Origin of the sequence: Mesorhizobium sp. XAP4 (genome assembly GCF_029269325.1) — a bacterium.
GTDB lineage: Bacteria > Pseudomonadota > Alphaproteobacteria > Rhizobiales > Rhizobiaceae > Mesorhizobium > Mesorhizobium ciceri.
The window spans coordinates 1645850-1663428 of the sequence record NZ_JARIXW010000001.1; the positions used below are offsets into that span (position 1 = coordinate 1645850).

Sequence of the window (17579 nt, forward strand, 5' to 3'; positions counted from 1 at the left end):
GTTCCCACCGAACGGGCTTTGCTCTACCAATTATCCTGGTACGGGCACGGCCCGGCGGGAGGGTCAGAGATGCCGAGTTTCGACAGCCTGTTCAACGCCTTCGTCACCATTCTCGTGACCATCGATCCGCCCGGCCTGGCGCCGCTGTTCCTCGCCGTGACGCGCGGCATGAATCGCGAGGAGCGTCAGCAGGTTTCCGTCCGCGCGTCGATCATCGGTTTCCTGGTGATGGCGCTGTTTGCGGTTGCAGGCGCCTCGATCCTGTCGGTGTTCGGCATCACGCTGCCGGCTTTCCGCGTCGCCGGCGGCTTCCTGCTGTTCTTCATCGCCTTCGAAATGGTGTTCGAGCGCCGGCAGGACCGCAAGGAGAAGATCGGCGACGTCGCCATCACCAAGGACATGATCCACAACATCGCCGCCTTCCCGCTGGCAATCCCGCTGATCGCGGGTCCCGGCGCCATTTCGGCAACTGTGCTGCTCTCAGGTTCCTTTCAAGGCTTTGCGGCGCAGGCGGCGCTGGTCGGCATCATCTTCGTCTGCCTTGCCATCACCTATCTGGTGTTCGTGCTGTCGGAACGCATAGACCGCATCCTCGGCCAGACCGGCCGCTCGATCCTGACCCGCCTGCTCGGCGTCATCCTGGCAGCACTGGCCGTGCAATTCGTCGCCGACGGCATCAAGGCGCTGATAGCGGGCTGACAGGCTGACGCGGCGAGAATCTCGAAGCCGGCTCTATCTCGCCGTCGTGTCGACGACCTCGAAATCGTGGGTAATCGTGGCGGTCTTGGCAAGCATCGCGGAGGCCGAGCAATATTTTTCGATCGAAAGGTCGATCGCGCGTTTCACCTTGTCGCTGGAGAGTTGCCTGCCCTTGACGACGAAATGCATATGAATGCGGGTGAACACTCTGGGTTCGGTTTCCGCCCGGTCGGCCTCGAGCTCGACGACGCAGTCCTCGACCGCCTCGCGCCCCTTTTCGAGGATGTGCACGACATCATAGGCCGAACAGCCGCCGGTGCCGATCAGCACCAGCTCCATCGGGCTCGGTCCCGGCGTCCTGCCTTCCGGTCCGGGCACGGTTCCCAGCACCAGTTTGTGGCCGCTACCGGACTCGCCGACGAAGGTGCGTTCCTCGACCCATTTTACGCGTGCTTTCATCGAACTCGTCCTTCGCCATATTTCGTTGATCGCCATGTCGGCGTTCAGTTCGACAATGCAAAACCCCGAAAGTCCATGAGGGACTCTCGGGGCGCAATGTTTGACTTAAGCCAAAAACAACATCTGCTGTTGCGATCAGAACGGGATTTCGTCGTCCAGTTCGCGCGACGAACCGCCACCGCCGCCGCTCTTGGCACCGCCACCACCGCGATTGAAGCCTTCGCTCGGGCTGGACTGGCCGAAATCGGAACCACGGCTGCTGCCGCCACCGGCATAGCCGCCGACTTGGCCGCCTTCACCCTGCCCGCGCGCGTCGAGCATCTGCAGCTCACCGCGGAATTTCTGCAGCACGACTTCCGTCGTGTACTTGTCGGCGCCGGTCTGGTCCTGCCATTTGCGCGTCTGCAGCTGGCCCTCTACATAGACCTTCATGCCCTTCTTCAAATACTGCTCCGCCACCTTGGCGATGCCCTCATTGAAGATGACGACGTTGTGCCATTCGGTCTTTTCCTTGCGCTCGCCGGAATTCTTGTCACGCCAGCTTTCCGACGTCGCAATGCGAATGTTGACGACCGGCTCGCCCGAGTTGAGGCGACGGATTTCGGGATCCGCGCCGAGGTTGCCGACCAAAATGACCTTGTTGACGCTACCCGCCATGATATTTCTCCGCGCTCATCCGAGACAAATTTTTTTGTCGCAGCACCTTACAGGCTGCAGGCGTCAGCCGCTTGCCGTGGCTGCCTTTACCCACAAGGTTTTTGTTCCCTGTTCGTTCTATGGTGCAGATGACGTTCTGTCAATGTTTGTCAGCAAGATGTAGTGTCCCGGCCGGAAATTTCCATGAAATCGGATCTGACCGGGGGCGATCAAATGAAGTCTGTCGCACATGAGGACCAGCAGCGCGAGCAATGGCGAGCAGGTGTGGAAACACGCATGCATGTGTCGGCCAGCAATGGTGCATCGCAACTTTGCATATTCGAGCAATGGGTCAAGCCCACGGTCGGCGCCCCAACGCATTGGCATCCCGTGGAGGAAGTGCTGACCGTTATCGCCGGTAGGGCTGAGATGTGGATCGACGATGAGCATACAGTCGTGACATCGGGCCAGTCTCTCGTTGTCCCCGCGAACAGGAAACACGGGTTCAAGAACGCCGGCACTGGAACGCTTCACATCCACGCCGTCCTTGCGTCGCCGATTTTCGAGGCGACGTTCGATGGGCCTGCCGGAATGGTGAGACGCTGGCTTCCGACAATCTCGTAAAACAGTGCTTGCCAAATCAATAAGTATTCACTTATGCTTTTGACATGATCGAAGCAGAGATTTTTCGCGCACTGGCCGACCCGACGCGCCGCGCCGTCTTTGAGCGGCTAGCCGCAGGCGAGATGAGCGTGTCGGAATTGCGCACCGGTATGACGGTGTCGCAGCCCGCGGTGTCGCAGCATTTGGCCGTCCTGCGTGGCGCAGGCCTGGTGGTCGAGCGGCGAGCCGGCCGCAACGCCTATTACCGCGCCGATCCGCAGGGGCTCGCTCCCTTGCTCTCCTGGATCGAACGCTACCGGACTTTCTGGCCGGAACGCATCGAAAGGCTGAAGGCGGTTTTGAAGGACATGGATCAATGAACGACAGGGGATCAATGGCCGACGAAAGCCATCGCGAAGTCTCTCCGGATGCGCTCGAGTTCGAGTACGACCTTGCCGAGCCGCCGGAAAAGGTCTGGCGGGCCCTGACCGTACCGGAATTGCTCGCCGCCTGGATGATGCCCAACGACATGAGACCCGAGATCGGCAACCGTTTTGCCTTCGCCGGGACGGGCGCGCCGATCGAATGCGAAATCCTCGACGCCGAACCCGAGAAGTTGCTGCGCTATTCCTGGCGGGAGCAGCCGGGCGACGCAGCCAGGCAGGATCCGCTCGACAGTACCGTCACCTTCACACTTGCCCGGACCGTTTCCGGCGGCACGCATCTGCGTGTCGTCCATGACGGCTTTGCCCGCAAGGCCATGCCTGCCATCGCCATGGCAAGCGCCGGCTGCCGTCTTTCGCTCGGTTTGCGCGCAATTGGAAAGCCCATCGCCGCGAACGCCCCGCGCCTTCTGCGCGCGGCATAATAGAAAATCGGAGAAGAAAAATGAGCGGTGTTGCCAGTCTGGTGCCGATGGTCATCGAGCAATCGAGCCGCGGCGAACGCGCCTTCGACATCTTTTCGCGGCTGCTGCGCGAGCGCATCATCTTCATCAACGGCGAGATCAACGACGACATCTCGGCGCTGGTCTGCGCGCAGCTTTTGTCGCTGGAATCGGACAATCCGGACAAGGAGATCTCGCTCTACATCAACTCGCCGGGCGGCGTGGTGACCAGTGGTTTCGCCATCTACGACACGATGCAATATATCAGCTGTCCGGTGTCGACCGTATGCATGGGCTTTGCCGCTTCGATGGGCTCGTTCCTGCTGATGGCAGGCACACCGGGGCGCCGGATTTCCCTGCCGAACGCCACCATCCTGCTGCATCAGCCGCTGGGCGGGTTCCAGGGTCAGGCCTCCGACATCCAGCGACATGCCGAGCGCATCGGCAGGACGAAACGGCACATGACCGAGCTCTACGCGCAGCATTGCGGCCGTACCTATGAAGAGGTCGAGCGCACGCTGGACCGCGACCACTTCATGACCGCCCGCGAGGCGCAGGCATGGGGCATCGTCGACCATGTTTTCGACACGCGCAAAAAGGCGGCGTAAGCCAGGGCCGGAGCGGAGTCCGGCCGGCTGCCGAAGATTTGACGATGCCGGTCTGGTTCCATCGGCGGCGCGCCACTATAGTCCTGGGATGGCCGACACTCATCCTTCCAGACCACTGCGCCCCGTCATCGCCGTCGTGGTGCTCGCATTTGCCAGCCTCCTGAGCGGCGCGGCTCTTGCAGAGGACAGTTCGCCGTCGACGCAAAAAAGCGCCCTGCCCGGCGTGACCGGCGACTACCGCATCGCCAAGCCGGCTCGCGAGCCGGACGATGCGCTGCCGGCCGGCGAGAACGGCACATTCAAGATCGGCGATACGGATGTCAGGATTTCCGGCAGCATCACCGTCGATGTCGGCGCCGGCTCGATCGGGCCGCCGCGTCACTGAGTGCGCGCGGACGCGTCACTGAGTGCGCGCGGAAATGAGCGTTCCCCACATAAAACGGCCCCGCCGTGCCTTGGGCAAACGGACGGGGCCTTCTGGATCTCAAATCCAACTTTGCCGGGAGTGTACTGCCGGCGTTTGATTTCGGATGCACCGCGGCGTTCGGCCGACGATCCGACTAGCAGTCTCTGATTTTTAGGGGATATGGCAGGTCACGGTTTGCCGGGTGGCGCAGACGCTAAACCCTGGCACTTATGCCTGCCGCGGCTCCAGTGACAACTGGAACCCTAGGGGACGATCCGGTGGCGTCATAGCTCCGCTCCTCTGTCCGTTGCGATTGTTGTCAATTCGAAGCACAAATCGCAAATGCCTGCGGCGTCTCACAGGCCGCCTTTGGGCGGCGAGGCCATCGAAAGACGGCCGGCTTCGTTGACTTCCGGAGACTGCGCTCCTGGGTTGCCCGCGTCAACTATCAATAGCCGGTTACCGAAAAACGTGATCGTCGGGAGGTTACGTACAAGTCAGTTTTGCACAGCTTTGTCAGGAGCGTGTTCGGCCTTTGTTCTTTCCGCTTGCCCGTTCACGCGAAAGACGCTTAAACGCTTTTGTCGGGAATTGTGGCGTCTCTCGACGTGGCGGCAAAACTACCTACATAGGGGATGGCCGGGAAAACCCGCCATTCCAGGAAATTCCAGATTCTGAGGCGGCGACCGGCTATGGCCGACCATAAATATCTTTCCATTCGCGGGGCGCGCGAACACAATCTGAAGAATGTCGATCTCGACCTGCCGCGTGACAGCCTGATCGTCATGACCGGCCTGTCGGGGTCCGGCAAGTCATCGCTTGCCTTCGACACGATCTATGCCGAGGGCCAGCGCCGCTACGTCGAAAGCCTGTCGGCCTACGCGCGGCAATTCCTCGAAATGATGCAGAAGCCTGACGTCGACCAGATCGACGGCCTGTCGCCTGCCATTTCCATCGAGCAGAAGACCACATCGAAGAACCCGCGTTCGACGGTCGGCACCGTCACCGAGATCTACGACTATATGCGCCTGCTTTTTGCGCGCGTCGGCATCCCCTATTCGCCGGCCACCGGCCTGCCGATCGAGAGCCAGACGGTTTCGCAGATGGTCGACCGCGTGCTGGCGATCGAGGAAGGCACGCGCCTGTTCATCCTGGCGCCGATGGTGCGCGGCCGCAAAGGCGAGTACCGCAAGGAATTGCTGGAACTGCAGAAGAAGGGCTTTCAGCGCGTCAAGGTCGACGGCGTCTTCTATGAGATCGCCGACGTGCCGGCGCTGGACAAGAAGTACAAGCATGACCTCGATGTCGTCGTCGACCGCATCGTCGTGCGCGGCGATCTCGCGACTCGGCTTGCCGATTCCATCGAAACGGCGCTGAAGCTGGCCGATGGGCTGGCGGTCGCCGAATTCGCCGACAAGCCGCTCGATTCCAGCCAGACCGGCGAGGATTCGGTCAACAAGTCGAAGAACGAGACGCATGAGCGCATCCTGTTCTCGGAAAAGTTCGCTTGCCCGGTCTCCGGCTTCACCATTCCGGAAATCGAACCGCGGCTGTTTTCGTTCAACAATCCGTTCGGCGCCTGCCCGACCTGCGACGGTCTCGGCAGCCAGCGCGCCATCGACGGCAATCTGATCGTGCCGGATGAAAACATCTCGCTGCGCGACGGCGCCGTCAGCCCGTGGGCGAAGTCGACCTCGCCCTATTACGCGCAGACGCTGGAGGCATTGGGCAAGGCCTATGGCTTCAAGCTCGGCGACAAGTTCAAGGATCTAACCGAAGAGGCCAAGGAAGCCATCCTGCGCGGCACCGGCGAGCGCGAGATCACCTTCCAGTATGATGACGGCCTGCGCTCCTACAAGACGACGAAGACTTTCGAAGGCGTCATCCCCAATCTCGAGCGGCGCTGGAAAGAGACCGAATCCGCCTGGATGCGCGAGGAGATCGAGCGCTTCATGTCGGCCACACCCTGCCCGGTCTGCAAGGGCTATCGGCTGAAGCCCGAGTCGCTGGCGGTGAAGATCGCCGGCAGGCACATCGGCGAAGTCACCGAGCTTTCCATCCGCAAGGCCGACCAGTGGTTCACCGACCTGCCCGCGTCGCTCAACGACAAGCAGAACGAAATCGCGGTGCGTGTGCTCAAGGAAATCCGTGAACGGCTGCGCTTCCTCAACGATGTCGGGCTCGACTATCTGACGTTGTCGCGCAATTCCGGCACGCTGTCGGGCGGCGAGAGCCAGCGCATCCGGCTGGCATCGCAGATCGGCTCCGGCCTGACCGGCGTGCTCTATGTGCTGGACGAGCCGTCGATCGGCCTGCACCAGCGCGACAATGCGCGCCTGCTCGATACGCTGAAGCACCTGCGCGACATCGGCAACACGGTGATCGTCGTCGAGCATGACGAGGACGCCATCCTGCATGCCGACTATGTCGTCGACATGGGCCCGGCCGCCGGCATCCATGGCGGCGAGATCATCGCCCAGGGCACGCCGCAGCAGGTCATGGCCAATCCCAATTCGATCACCGGCAAATATCTGTCGGGCGCGCTCGAAGTGGCGACGCCCGGCGTGCGGCGTGAAGCGAAGAAGAACCGCCGCATAAAGATCGTCGGCGCGCGCGGCAACAATCTGAAGAACGTCACCGCCGAAATCCCGCTCGGCACCTTCACCGCCGTCACTGGCGTGTCCGGCGGCGGCAAGTCGACCTTCCTGATCGAGACGCTGTTCAAGGCCGCCTCGAGACGCATCATGGGCTCGCGCGAACATCCGGCCGACCACGACCGCATCGAGGGCCTCGAATTCCTCGACAAAGTCATCGACATCGACCAGTCGCCGATCGGCCGCACACCGCGTTCAAACCCGGCCACCTATACCGGCGCCTTCACGCCGATCCGCGACTGGTTCGCTGGCCTGCCGGAGGCCAAGGCGCGCGGCTATCAGCCGGGACGCTTCTCGTTCAACGTCAAGGGCGGCCGCTGCGAGGCCTGCCAGGGCGACGGCGTCATCAAGATCGAGATGCACTTCCTGCCCGACGTCTACGTCACCTGCGACGTCTGTCACGGCAAGCGTTATAACCGCGAGACGCTCGATGTCCTGTTCAAGGGCAAGTCGATCGCCGACGTGCTCGACATGACGGTCGAGGAAGGCGTCGATTTCTTCGCCGCCGTGCCCGGCGTGCGCGACAAGCTCGACACGCTGAAGCAGGTCGGCCTCGGCTACATCCATATCGGCCAGCAGGCGACAACGCTGTCCGGCGGCGAGGCGCAGCGCATCAAGCTCGCCAAGGAACTGTCGCGCAAGGCGACCGGCAAGACGCTCTACATCCTGGATGAGCCGACCACTGGCCTGCATTTCCACGACGTTGCCAAACTGCTGGAAGTGCTGCACGAACTGGTAGACCAGGGCAACACGGTGGTGGTCATCGAGCACAATCTCGAAGTGATAAAAACCGCGGACTGGGTGCTCGACCTCGGCCCCGAAGGCGGCGACGGCGGCGGCGAACTGGTCGCCTCCGGCACGCCGGAAGCCATCGTGCGCGAAAAACGCAGCTACACCGGCCAGTTCCTCAAGGAGCTTCTGGAGCGACGTCCCGGAGGCAAACGCGAAGCGGCGGAGTGATCGACCGGTTGGCGCCTGGAGAGCTCTGGAGAGCTTTTGAATGACAATCAGAAGAGCGCTTGCCGGTGATCTCCAAACCGTCGTCTCGCTGACGGAAGCGGCCTATGCACCTTACATCGCGCTGTTCGGCGCGCCGCCGATCCCGGTCACCGAGGACTATGCGCCGCGCATCGCGCGCGGCGAGGTCTGGTTGCTGGAAAGTGGCGGCGAGCTTGCCGGGCTGATCGCGCTGGAGCGACATGACGACCACGCGATGATCTTCTCCGTCGCGGTCTCCCCCGACTTTCAAGGCAAGGGCTTCGGCATTGCGCTGCTGAAACACGCGGATGAGCAGACCCATCTCTGGGGTCTGCCAGAAGTGCGGCTCTACACCAACGCCAGGATGGAGCGGAACATTGCGCTCTATCTTGCCTATGGTTTCCACGAAACGGGTCGCCGGCCCAATCCCTACCGGCCAGGATGGGTGCTCGTCGACATGATCAAAACCGTCGATGAGATTACCGCGGCCTGATCTTTTTCTGCATTGGGAGGATGACAATGAGCACATCGGGAACAATCCGCGCCGGCATGGGCGGCTGGACCTTCGAACCCTGGGATACGTCCTTCTATCCCGACAAGCTTTCCAAGGCCAAGCAGTTGAACTACGCCACTCGCCAGGTGCCGAGCATCGAGGTCAACGGCACCTACTATTCCAGCTTCAAGGAGCCGACCTTCGTCAAATGGGCCAGCGAAGCGCCGGACGGCTTTGTCTATTCGCTGAAGGGCAACCGCTTCGTTACCAACCGGCGCGTGCTGGGCGAGGCCGGCGAATCGATGATGCGCTTTCTTGGCTCCGGCGTGGCGGCGCTCGGCGAAAAGCTCGGGCCGATCCTGTGGCAGTTCGCGCCGACCAAGAAATTCGATCCGGACGATTTCGAAGCCTTCCTGAAGCTGCTACCGGAAAAGCAGGACGGCGTTGCGCTGCGCCATGCGCTCGAAGTCCGCAACGACAGTTTTGTCGTGCCGGAATTCGCAGCACTTGCCCGAAAATACAAGGCCGCGATCGTCTACGCCGACCATGCCAAATATCCTGATATCGCCGACATCACCGCCGATTTCGTCTACGCCCGACTGCAGACCGGCAGCGATGACAATCCCGACTGCTATACGCCGAAAGGCCTCGATGAATGGGCCGCGCGGGTAAAGACCTGGGCGCAAGGCAAGCAGCCGGCCGACCTGCGGCGCGCCGACCCCGCCACCGATGCGCCGGTCAAGCCGCGCGACGTGTTCGTTTACTTCATCACCGAGGGCAAGGTGCGCGCGCCGTTCGGCGCCATGGCACTGATGAAGCGAGTGGACCAGGGTCAACCGGTTCCCTGACGCAGCGGAATCATGGCATCTTCGCCACCGTCGTAACCTTATCGATACCTCCTTGCTGCATGAATTCAGCCAGACCAGTCGCAGATCTGGGCCGCCACGGGCAAGGACGAGGGGCATGTCGCTCGACTACACTTCACTTCTCCTGGCTGTCGGTTTTTCCGCGGCCTGCCTGAGCCTGACATTGTTCGGCATGTGGCTGACCGCTCGCTCGGAGAAATTCCTGCTGACATGGGCGATCAGCCTGGTGTTCGTGGTCGGCGATATTTTTGTCTATGACGCCTATATCGACATGCCCGGGCGCCTGCTGGGCATCGCCACGCTGGCTTTCCTCCTGCTCGGTTTCTCGACAATGCTAGGCGCGGCCTACCAGTTCAGAACCGGCGGCTCGCCAGTGCCCCGAACTGTACTTGGCAGCGCCATTTCGCTGGCCGTGACGTTGCCTCCCATGGCCCTAGGTTATGATGGGCTGGGCTTCATGTTCGAAAATGCCTTCGCCGCCTTGCTTCTGTTCGCAACGGCGGTCGAATACTGGAAGGGCCGCGACGAAGCCCCTGCCCTGACGATCGGTATCACCGCGCTCTATTCTGCCACGGCCGCATCCTTCGCTCTCTGCGCCATGGTTTTAGCCTTGGATGGAAAGCTGATCCTTGGACATGCGCCAAGCAACTGGGCCGAGGAACTGAGCCTCATCATCGTCATCGCCAGCATGACCGGGATTGGAGCGCTTTCCCTGGCCCTGAATCAGGGACGCTTGGCCCGGCATCACCGCCACAATGCCCTGACCGACCCGCTGACCGGCCTGCTCAACCGCCGCGCCCTGTTCGACCTGCACGGCGATGCGCCGGTCGGCGCCTTCACGGCGGTGGTCGTCTTCGATCTCGACAACTTCAAGGCCATCAACGACGAATTCGGCCACGCCGCCGGTGATGAAGTGCTGAGGGTGTTTGCACGGGAACTCGCCAGCAATCGCCGCCCGGCCGACGTCGCCGCGCGCATGGGCGGCGAGGAGTTCGCGCTGGTGCTGAAGCGGACCTTGCCCGAAACGGTGGAGGCCACCGCCGAGGCCATACGGGCAGCTTTCGCCGCGCACCGCATCGAAACCGAGACAGGCTCGCTGATATGCACCGTCAGTGCCGGATTTGCTTTCGGCACCAAGGAAGGCCTCGGCTTCGACAAGGTGCTCAACGCCGCCGACAAGGCGCTCTACGACGCCAAGCGCGGAGGCCGTAACCGCGTCACCGCGTCTCCGTTCAGGCGCGCAAGCTAATCGCGCAACACCGGCCTCTGATCGTGGGGAGACGAATGCGGCTCCTAGGCCGCCATGACAATCTCATTGAAGGTATCGAGATCGACATAGAAGACCTTGGTGATCTCCTCGATCAGATCGTCGTAGTCGCAGCCCTGTGATCTCAAGATATTGATGGCAGCGATGATGTCGACGCGTTCGGTAAGCCGCCGCTTCTGGTAATCCTCGACGTAACGTTCCATGGCTGTCCCTTAGCCTGTGTGCCCAAACGCGTTTGAACGACAGAGATCGCAGGAGGGAAGCTAGGCAGCCTTGCTTGCGTGAAACTTGCCCGGCATTGGCCGTGGTCCTCGATCTGCGATAACCAGACTGATACGGAAGCGGCCGACTCACAAAGCCATGGAAAAGACTAGCACGCGATATTGAGCGTGCCAGAGACGCAGGTGATCGGATGGAGAAATATTGGACTTGGCAAGAACTTCGGATCGCCAACTGAAGTTCACCGCCAATGCTAGACGGTAAGGAACTTCCGCACATCAGCCCGGTCTAAATCTTCAGCCGGGCCGGTATGGACGATCACGCCCCGGTCCATGATGTTGACCTCGTCGGCGAGCTCGCGGCAGAAATCGAGATATTGTTCGACCAAAAGCACGGCGATGCCCGCCTGGTCGCGTAGATAGCGGATGGCGCGGCCGATGTCCTTAATGATCGACGGCTGTATGCCCTCGGTCGGTTCATCGAGCACGAGCAGTTTCGGCCGCATCACCAGCGCCCGCCCGATGGCGAGCTGTTGCTGCTGGCCGCCGGAAAGATCGCCGCCGCGACGGCCGAGCATCTGCTTCAGCACAGGGAACAATTCGAAGACATGCGCCGGAATGTTGCGGTCGGCTCGCCTCAGCGGCGCAAAGCCTGATTCCAGGTTCTCCCGCACGGTGAGCAGCGGAAAGACCTCCCTGCCCTGCGGTACGAATGCGATGCCCGACCGGGCGCGGTCATACGCCGCGCTCCGGTCGAGCGCCTTCCCCTCGAAGGCAACGCTTCCGCTCGTCAGCCGGTGGTGGCCGACGATCGATCTCATCAAACTGGTCTTGCCGACGCCGTTGCGGCCGAGCACGCAGGTGATCTTGCCGGCGCCCGCCTTCAGCGATACGCCGCGCAGCGCCTGGGCGGCGCCGTAGTGCAGCGTGGCATTGGAAACTTCGAGCATGTCAGCGCCGTCTCCAGAACCTGAGAAACGACAGATCGAAGTGATGGAACTGAACCCGCCAGACCATGCTCATCTCCCCAGATAGACTTCGACGACACGCTCGTCGGCCGACACGAAATCGAGTGTGCCTTCCGAGAGCACCGAGCCCTCGTGCAGGCAGGTGACCTTGACGCCGAGCTCGCGCACGAAATGCATGTCGTGCTCGACGACGATGACCGAATGGTCGCGGGCGATATCCTTGAGCAGCCGCGCGGTTTCCTCGGTCTCGGCATCGGTCATGCCGGCGACCGGCTCGTCAACCAGAAGCAGTTTCGGGTCCTGCGCCAAGAGCATGCCGATCTCCAGCCACTGCTTTTGCCCATGGCTGAGATTGGCCGCCAGTTCGTCACGCTTGTCGCCAAGCCGGATGATGCCGAGGATGTCATCGATCTGCCGCGTCTCGGCGGCCGAGCGGCGGTGAAACAGCGCCGGGAAGATCGAGCGAGGACCCTTCAGCGCCAGCATCAGGTTTTCCTCGATCGTGTGGCTTTCGAAGACGGTCGGCTTCTGGAATTTACGGCCAATGCCCATCATGGCGATCTCGGCCTCGTCGTGCTTGGTCAGATCGACTTGGCCGTCGAAGAACACTTCGCCCTCGTCGGGCCGCGTCTTGCCGGTGACGATGTCCATCATCGTCGTCTTGCCGGCGCCGTTGGGGCCGATGATGGCGCGCATCTCGCCCTTGTCGAGCACCAGCGACAGATTGTTGATGGCGCGAAAGCCGTCGAAGGAGACCGAGACGCCGTCGAGATAAAGGATCGTGTTCGACTTTGACATGGTCGCTCACTCCGCCGGCTGTGGTTCGGGGTTGCTGGCGGACCAGTCACCTGGCTTTCTTGCTTCACTGCGCACGATTTTCGCCGGCGGCGAGACATCGGCATCGGTGCCGGCTTCCTCGGCAATCGAAGCAGCTCGCAACGCCTTGGCGTTGCCGCGCCAGCTGTCCCACATGCCGATGATGCCCTTGGGCAGCAAAAGCGTGACGGCGACGAACAGTCCACCCAGTGCAAACAGCCAGAACTCCGGCAGTACGCCGGTGAACCAGGATTTTCCGGCATTGACCAGCAACGCACCGATGATCGGCCCGACAATGGTGCCGCGCCCGCCGACAGCCGCCCAGACGACGACTTCAATCGAATTGGCCGGCTCGAATTCACCCGGATTGATGATGCCGACCTGCGGCACGTAGAGCGCGCCGGCTATGCCGGCCATGACGGCCGAGACGGTGAAGGCGAACAGTTTCACGTTCTCCGCCCGCCAGCCGAGAAAGCGCGTGCGGCTCTCGGCATCGCGTACCGCCATCAAGAGCTTGCCGTATTTTGAGCCGACGATCGCCCAGGTGACGAAGACGGCAAGTGCCAGCATCACCGCGCTGGCGGCAAACAGCGCCGAGCGCGTCGCGTCGGCCTGCACGTTGAAGCCCAGAATATCCTTGAAATCGGTCAGGCCGTTGTTGCCGCCGAAACCCATGTCGTTGCGGAAAAAGGCAAGCAGCAGCGCATACGTCATCGCCTGGGTAATGATGGAGAGATAAACGCCGGTGACGCGGCTGCGGAAGGCGAACCAGCCGAAGACGAAAGCCAGCAGGCCAGGCACCGCGAGCACCATGAGGCCGGCGAACCAGAAATGGTCGAAGCCATACCAGAACCATGGCAGTTCCTTGTAGTTCAGGAACACCATGAAGTCGGGCAGGATGGGATTGCCATAGACGCCGCGCGAGCCGATCTGACGCATCAGATACATGCCCATTGCATAGCCGCCGAGCGCGAAGAAGGCGCCGTGGCCGAGCGAAAGGATGCCGCAATAGCCCCAGACCAGGTCGAGCGCCAAGGCAAGCAGCGCATAGCAGAGATATTTGCCGGTCAGCGCGACGATGTAGGATGGGATGTAGAAGGCGCTGGTAGGAGACACCGCAAGGTTGAGCAACGGCACGATGACGGCCACCGCCAGCAGGATAGAGATCGTAATGGCGATGCGGCGGTCCGCGCCGGCGGCAAAGAAGCGTCCCGTGATCATGCTTCCACCGCCCTCCCCTTGAGCGCGAACAGGCCGCGCGGGCGTTTCTGGATGAACAGGATGATCAGCACCAGCACGACGATCTTGCCGAGCACCGCGCCCGCATAAGGCTCGAGGAACTTGTTGACGATGCCGAGCGAGAAGGCGCCGACCAGCGTGCCCCACAGATTACCGACGCCGCCGAAGACAACGACCATGAAGCTGTCGATGATGTACCCGCGGCCGAGATTGGGCGAGACGTTGTCGATCTGGCTCAGCGCGACGCCGGCAATGCCGGCAATGCCGGAGCCGAGCGCGAAGGTCAGCGCGTCGACCCACGGCGTCCTGATGCCCATCGAGGCAGCCATGCGCCGGTTGGCGGTGACGGCGCGCATCTGCAGGCCCCAGGGCGTGCGCTTCATCACGTAGAGCAGGATGCCGAAGACAGCGAGCGCGAAAACCAGGATCCACAGGCGGTTCCAGGTGATCGCCAACTGTCCGACATTGAACGAGCCCGACATCCAGGATGGGTTGCCGACCTCCTGGTTGGTCGGCCCGAAGATTGAGCGCACGGCCTGTTGCAGGATCAGCGAGACGCCCCATGTCGCCAGCAGCGTTTCAAGCGGCCGGCCATAGAGGAAGCGGATGACACCGCGCTCGATGATCAGGCCAACCAGGGCCGCGACGAGAAACGCGAGCGGCAGTGCGATGACCAGCGACCAGTCGAACAGGTCCGGGAAGGATGTACGGATCACCTGCTGGACGACGAAGGTCGTGTAGGCGCCGAGCATGACCATCTCGCCATGCGCCATGTTGATGACGCCCATGACGCCGAACGTGATGGCGAGGCCGATTGCCGCCAGCAGCAGCACCGAGCCCAGCGAGATGCCGTACCAGACGTTCTGCCCGGCGTCCCAGAAGGCCAGCGTCGAATTGATGTTGGCGATCGCGGCTGTCGCCGCTTGCCTAACCGCGTCGGTGGAATTCGCCACGACCGAAGTGAGCAGCGAAACAGCATCGCGATCGCCCCGTGCCCCGATAAGCGCGATGGCGGCGAGCTTGTCGGCTTCGGGCCGATCCGAGACAAGAACTGACGCGGCACGGGCCTGTTCGAGCAGAGCCTTGACGCTGGCCACGGCCTCACCGGCGATCGCCGTATCGAGGGGGGCGATATTTGCGGCGTCAGGTGTCTTGAACATGGTGTCGGCGGCGGCGATGCGAACAGCCGGATCCTTGGCGCCGAGCGTCAGCGTGCCCAACGCATCGCGGATGACGCGACGCAGCGTGTTGTTGACCTTGATCTTGGTGATGCCGTCCTTGGCCGCCTCACCCGAGGCCTCCCCGCTCAACGGGTCGGAAAGCTGGACGCTCTCGCCCGCTTCCTTGCCGACAAACACCAGGGAATCGGCCTTGCGGACATAGAGGTTGCCGTCGGCAAGTGCCGCAAGCGGCCGCTCCACCGCCGGGTCGCCAGCGGCTGCCAGTTCGTGGACGACGGCTCCGATCTCGGAAAAGCCCTTGGCCGTGGCGAATTTGGCGATGATGCCGCGCAGATCGGTTTCGCCAGCGCCCGATGACGACAGTGTCGCCAGCAGGAACAACAGCATCAAACCCGTGCGGATTAAGGTCATCGGTTTCTGGTAACCCCTGAAGGTTGAAGTGGGCGTCCGGACGGCGGAGGAAGCCGTCCGGACGCGCGCGGTCTGACTGGGTCAGCCCTGGGAGGGATCAGTTCGTGCCCTTGCCGCCGCACTTGCCGGTGGCAACATTAAAGTTGCCGCAGGACAGAGGCGCGCGCCAATCCGAGATCAGGTCCTTGGAATCAGGCAGATAGTCGGACCATTCGTCGCCCATCACCAGGCCCGGCGTGCGCGACACGGTCTCGAACTGGCCGTCGGCCTGGATTTCGCCGATCAGCACCGGCTTGGTGATGTGGTGGTTCGGCATCATCGTCGAATAGCCGCCGGTCAGGTTCGGCACCGACACGCCGATCATGGCGTCGATGACCTTGTCCGGATCGGTGGTGCCGGCCTTCTCGACCGCCTTCACCCACATGTTGAAGCCGATATAATGGGCCTCCATCGGGTCGTTGGTGGTGCGCTTGTCGTTCTTGATGAATTTGTGCCAGTCGGCGATGAACTTCTTGTTCTCGGGCGTATCGATGCTCTCGAAATAGTTCCAGGCGGCGAGATGGCCGACCAGCGGCGCGGTGTCGAGACCTGCAAGCTCTTCCTCGCCGACCGAGAAGGCCATGACCGGAATGTCCTCGGCCTTGATGCCCTGGTTGCCGAGTTCCTTGTAGAACGGCACGTTGGCGTCGCCGTTGACGGTCGAGACAACGGCGGTCTTCTTGCCGGCCGAACCGAACTTCTTGATCGCCGAAACCTCGGTCTGCCAGTCGGAGAAGCCGAACGGCGTGTAATTGACCATGATGTCTTCAGCCGCCACGCCCTTGGCCTTCAGATAGGCCTCGAGGATCTTGTTGGTGGTGCGCGGATAGACGTAGTCGGTGCCTTCCAGCACCCAGCGCTTAACCGAACCGCCGTCCTCGCTCATCAGATAGTCGACCGCCGGGATCGCCTGCTGGTTCGGCGCCGCCCCCGTGTAGAACACGTTGCGCTCGCTCTCCTCGCCCTCATACTGGACCGGATAGAACAGGATGTTGTCGAGTTCGGAGAACACCGGCAGCACCGATTTGCGCGACACCGAGGTCCAGCAGCCGAACACCGCCGCAACCTTGTCCTTGGAGATCAGTTCGCGCGCCTTTTCGGCAAACAGCGGCCAGTTGGAAGCCGGATCGACGACCACCGCCTCGAGCTTCTTGCCGAGCAGGCCGCCCTTGGCGTTCTGCTCGTCGATGAGCATCAGCATGGCGTCCTTCAGTGTCGTCTCCGAAATCGCCATGGTCCCCGAGAGCGAATGAAGAATGCCGACCTTGATCGTGTCGTCGGCGGCCTTGGCCGGAGCCGACATCAACAGGCCGGCGGCGACCGCACCAGCCGAAAACATTTTTGTTATTGTCGAGAAATTACCCCTCATATTACGGACTCCCAAGCTAGTTGATTGCACCGCAACACTACAATGCAACCCCCATGCCAACCGCTCCAGCGATCCTGAAAGGGTGCAAATAGTTCATAGATATCAGCGGCTTGGAATATAGGGGCTTCCAAAAAAAAGAGAGCCGGCCAGAAATCGATTGAGGGAAATTTGCGCAGCTTACACAGTTTTTGCCTAATTTTCGCTCATTCTCTGAGGCTGCCTAGATTTTGATCTGAATAGCGGCGCCTTGGGCGACCGATGTTGCGGCGCGGTGCAAAAATAGGGCAAGCTCGCTCTTCAAACGAGCGACGTCATGATTTCAGGGATTTCACGCTTTTTCATCGGCATACTGCTTCTGGCCGCAGCAACCGGAGCCGCGCGAGCCGATTTCAGCGATGGCAAGATGCCTGACGGCACCTATCATTGCGAAGTGTACCTGCTTGGCATGTTCCTCAGCCTCGGCGACATCACCATCAAGGGGAACGTCTACAGCGGCCCTGTCTACACCAGCCTCGGCGTCTTCGGCCCCGCTCAGCAAGGGTACAACTACCAAATGGATGCGAACGGCGTGATTTCCTGGCTGGGACCACTGGGCGGCTACACCGCCGGCGGCAACTCGCTGTCGCTGACCCAGGCGACGCTGGACGGCGAAACCGTGCCCTCCTTCGACATCATCATGAAGCAACCCGACGGCGCTTTCACCGCATCGACCTGCACCAAGCAATAAGGCGGCAAGAAAAAGGCGCGGAACCTTGCGGGTTCCGCGCCAGCAGCCTGTCGGGA

19 protein-coding genes are annotated in these 17579 nt (G+C 61.8%); 11 read left to right on the forward strand and 8 right to left on the reverse strand.

Annotation, left to right across the window (positions count from 1 at the left end; all coding sequences use genetic code 11):
* Window positions 1-69: 69 nt before the first annotated feature.
* Entirely contained in the window at window positions 70-699 is a 630-nt protein-coding gene (locus tag P3C39_RS08325; RefSeq protein ID WP_013531832.1) for a MarC family protein, read from the forward strand.
* Window positions 700-732: 33 nt separating this feature from the next.
* On the opposite strand, the gene P3C39_RS08330 is transcribed toward P3C39_RS08325, so the two are convergent.
* Window positions 733-1158: an OsmC family protein gene (locus P3C39_RS08330; RefSeq protein WP_275953099.1), complete on the reverse strand. Its 426-nt coding sequence runs from the start codon at window positions 1156-1158 to the stop codon at window positions 733-735.
* Between the two features lie 135 nt (window positions 1159-1293).
* Entirely contained in the window at window positions 1294-1815 is a 522-nt protein-coding gene (locus P3C39_RS08335; protein WP_024503512.1) for a single-stranded DNA-binding protein, read from the reverse strand.
* A gap of 183 nt (window positions 1816-1998) precedes the next feature.
* Here P3C39_RS08335 and P3C39_RS08340 point away from each other — a divergent pair, with 183 nt between their 5' ends.
* The 9 genes from P3C39_RS08340 to P3C39_RS08380 all read left to right on the forward strand — a co-directional run bounded on the left by P3C39_RS08340 (window position 1999) and on the right by P3C39_RS08380 (window position 10537).
* Window positions 1999-2418, forward strand: a complete 420-nt coding sequence (locus tag P3C39_RS08340; RefSeq protein ID WP_346016433.1) for a cupin domain-containing protein — start codon at window positions 1999-2001, stop codon at window positions 2416-2418.
* 44 nt (window positions 2419-2462) lie between these two features.
* The gene (locus tag P3C39_RS08345; protein ID WP_013531836.1) at window positions 2463-2777 is read left to right on the forward strand and encodes a metalloregulator ArsR/SmtB family transcription factor; all 315 of its coding nucleotides are present in this window, start codon (window positions 2463-2465) and stop codon (window positions 2775-2777) included.
* Window positions 2774-3265: an SRPBCC domain-containing protein gene (locus tag P3C39_RS08350; protein ID WP_275953100.1), complete on the forward strand. Its 492-nt coding sequence runs from the start codon at window positions 2774-2776 to the stop codon at window positions 3263-3265. The genes P3C39_RS08345 and P3C39_RS08350 overlap by 4 nt, the downstream gene beginning before the upstream one ends.
* A 20-nt stretch (window positions 3266-3285) precedes the next feature.
* Entirely contained in the window at window positions 3286-3891 is a 606-nt protein-coding gene (locus tag P3C39_RS08355; protein ID WP_013531838.1) for an ATP-dependent Clp protease proteolytic subunit, read from the forward strand.
* A gap of 88 nt (window positions 3892-3979) precedes the next feature.
* Complete coding sequence (locus P3C39_RS08360; protein ID WP_275953101.1) at window positions 3980-4276, forward strand: hypothetical protein; 297 nt, start codon at window positions 3980-3982, stop codon at window positions 4274-4276.
* 713 nt (window positions 4277-4989) lie between these two features.
* On the forward strand, window positions 4990-7911 hold the full coding sequence (gene uvrA / locus P3C39_RS08365) for an excinuclease ABC subunit UvrA (protein ID WP_064995833.1): 2922 nt from the start codon (window positions 4990-4992) through the stop codon (window positions 7909-7911).
* Window positions 7912-7951: 40 nt separating this feature from the next.
* Window positions 7952-8422, forward strand: a complete 471-nt coding sequence (locus tag P3C39_RS08370; RefSeq protein WP_224672857.1) for a GNAT family N-acetyltransferase — start codon at window positions 7952-7954, stop codon at window positions 8420-8422.
* A gap of 26 nt (window positions 8423-8448) precedes the next feature.
* Window positions 8449-9270, forward strand: a complete 822-nt coding sequence (locus P3C39_RS08375) for a DUF72 domain-containing protein (RefSeq protein WP_127385406.1) — start codon at window positions 8449-8451, stop codon at window positions 9268-9270.
* A gap of 115 nt (window positions 9271-9385) precedes the next feature.
* Window positions 9386-10537, forward strand: coding sequence for a GGDEF domain-containing protein (locus P3C39_RS08380; protein ID WP_275953102.1), 1152 nt, complete (start codon window positions 9386-9388; stop codon window positions 10535-10537).
* Window positions 10538-10581: 44 nt separating this feature from the next.
* On the opposite strand, the gene P3C39_RS08385 is transcribed toward P3C39_RS08380, so the two are convergent.
* The 6 genes from P3C39_RS08385 to urtA form a co-directional block, all read right to left on the reverse strand.
* A complete protein-coding gene (locus tag P3C39_RS08385) occupies window positions 10582-10758 on the reverse strand; it encodes a hypothetical protein (protein ID WP_013531844.1) in 177 nt (58 codons plus the stop codon).
* 269 nt (window positions 10759-11027) lie between these two features.
* The gene (urtE, locus tag P3C39_RS08390) at window positions 11028-11723 is read right to left on the reverse strand and encodes an urea ABC transporter ATP-binding subunit UrtE (RefSeq protein ID WP_013531845.1); all 696 of its coding nucleotides are present in this window, start codon (window positions 11721-11723) and stop codon (window positions 11028-11030) included.
* A gap of 69 nt (window positions 11724-11792) precedes the next feature.
* A complete protein-coding gene (gene urtD / locus P3C39_RS08395) occupies window positions 11793-12539 on the reverse strand; it encodes an urea ABC transporter ATP-binding protein UrtD (RefSeq protein WP_013531846.1) in 747 nt (248 codons plus the stop codon).
* A 6-nt stretch (window positions 12540-12545) separates the two neighbouring features.
* Window positions 12546-13778, reverse strand: coding sequence for an urea ABC transporter permease subunit UrtC (gene urtC, locus P3C39_RS08400; RefSeq protein ID WP_275953103.1), 1233 nt, complete (start codon window positions 13776-13778; stop codon window positions 12546-12548).
* Window positions 13775-15388 carry an urea ABC transporter permease subunit UrtB gene (gene urtB, locus P3C39_RS08405; RefSeq protein ID WP_127385405.1) on the reverse strand — a complete coding sequence of 538 codons (1614 nt, stop codon included), beginning with the start codon at window positions 15386-15388 and terminating at the stop codon, window positions 13775-13777. Before urtB ends, urtC begins: the two co-directional genes overlap by 4 nt.
* A gap of 97 nt (window positions 15389-15485) precedes the next feature.
* Window positions 15486-16796: an urea ABC transporter substrate-binding protein gene (gene urtA / locus P3C39_RS08410; RefSeq protein WP_013531849.1), complete on the reverse strand. Its 1311-nt coding sequence runs from the start codon at window positions 16794-16796 to the stop codon at window positions 15486-15488.
* 313 nt (window positions 16797-17109) lie between these two features.
* Here urtA and P3C39_RS08415 point away from each other — a divergent pair, with 313 nt between their 5' ends.
* The gene (locus tag P3C39_RS08415; protein WP_027161509.1) at window positions 17110-17523 is read left to right on the forward strand and encodes a hypothetical protein; all 414 of its coding nucleotides are present in this window, start codon (window positions 17110-17112) and stop codon (window positions 17521-17523) included.
* Window positions 17524-17579: the final 56 nt, after the last annotated feature.

Coding starts and splice junctions, on each gene's coding strand:
- P3C39_RS08325 (WP_013531832.1), top strand. CDS start 70: ATGCCGAGTTTCGACAGCCTGTTCAACGCCTTCGTCACCATTCTCGTG.
- P3C39_RS08330 (WP_275953099.1), bottom strand. CDS start 1,158: ATGAAAGCACGCGTAAAATGGGTCGAGGAACGCACCTTCGTCGGCGAG.
- P3C39_RS08335 (WP_024503512.1), bottom strand. CDS start 1,815: ATGGCGGGTAGCGTCAACAAGGTCATTTTGGTCGGCAACCTCGGCGCG.
- P3C39_RS08340 (WP_346016433.1), top strand. CDS start 1,999: ATGAAATCGGATCTGACCGGGGGCGATCAAATGAAGTCTGTCGCACAT.
- P3C39_RS08345 (WP_013531836.1), top strand. CDS start 2,463: ATGATCGAAGCAGAGATTTTTCGCGCACTGGCCGACCCGACGCGCCGC.
- P3C39_RS08350 (WP_275953100.1), top strand. CDS start 2,774: ATGAACGACAGGGGATCAATGGCCGACGAAAGCCATCGCGAAGTCTCT.
- P3C39_RS08355 (WP_013531838.1), top strand. CDS start 3,286: ATGAGCGGTGTTGCCAGTCTGGTGCCGATGGTCATCGAGCAATCGAGC.
- P3C39_RS08360 (WP_275953101.1), top strand. CDS start 3,980: ATGGCCGACACTCATCCTTCCAGACCACTGCGCCCCGTCATCGCCGTC.
- uvrA (WP_064995833.1), top strand. CDS start 4,990: ATGGCCGACCATAAATATCTTTCCATTCGCGGGGCGCGCGAACACAAT.
- P3C39_RS08370 (WP_224672857.1), top strand. CDS start 7,952: ATGACAATCAGAAGAGCGCTTGCCGGTGATCTCCAAACCGTCGTCTCG.
- P3C39_RS08375 (WP_127385406.1), top strand. CDS start 8,449: ATGAGCACATCGGGAACAATCCGCGCCGGCATGGGCGGCTGGACCTTC.
- P3C39_RS08380 (WP_275953102.1), top strand. CDS start 9,386: ATGTCGCTCGACTACACTTCACTTCTCCTGGCTGTCGGTTTTTCCGCG.
- P3C39_RS08385 (WP_013531844.1), bottom strand. CDS start 10,758: ATGGAACGTTACGTCGAGGATTACCAGAAGCGGCGGCTTACCGAACGC.
- urtE (WP_013531845.1), bottom strand. CDS start 11,723: ATGCTCGAAGTTTCCAATGCCACGCTGCACTACGGCGCCGCCCAGGCG.
- urtD (WP_013531846.1), bottom strand. CDS start 12,539: ATGTCAAAGTCGAACACGATCCTTTATCTCGACGGCGTCTCGGTCTCC.
- urtC (WP_275953103.1), bottom strand. CDS start 13,778: ATGATCACGGGACGCTTCTTTGCCGCCGGCGCGGACCGCCGCATCGCC.
- urtB (WP_127385405.1), bottom strand. CDS start 15,388: ATGACCTTAATCCGCACGGGTTTGATGCTGTTGTTCCTGCTGGCGACA.
- urtA (WP_013531849.1), bottom strand. CDS start 16,796: ATGAGGGGTAATTTCTCGACAATAACAAAAATGTTTTCGGCTGGTGCG.
- P3C39_RS08415 (WP_027161509.1), top strand. CDS start 17,110: ATGATTTCAGGGATTTCACGCTTTTTCATCGGCATACTGCTTCTGGCC.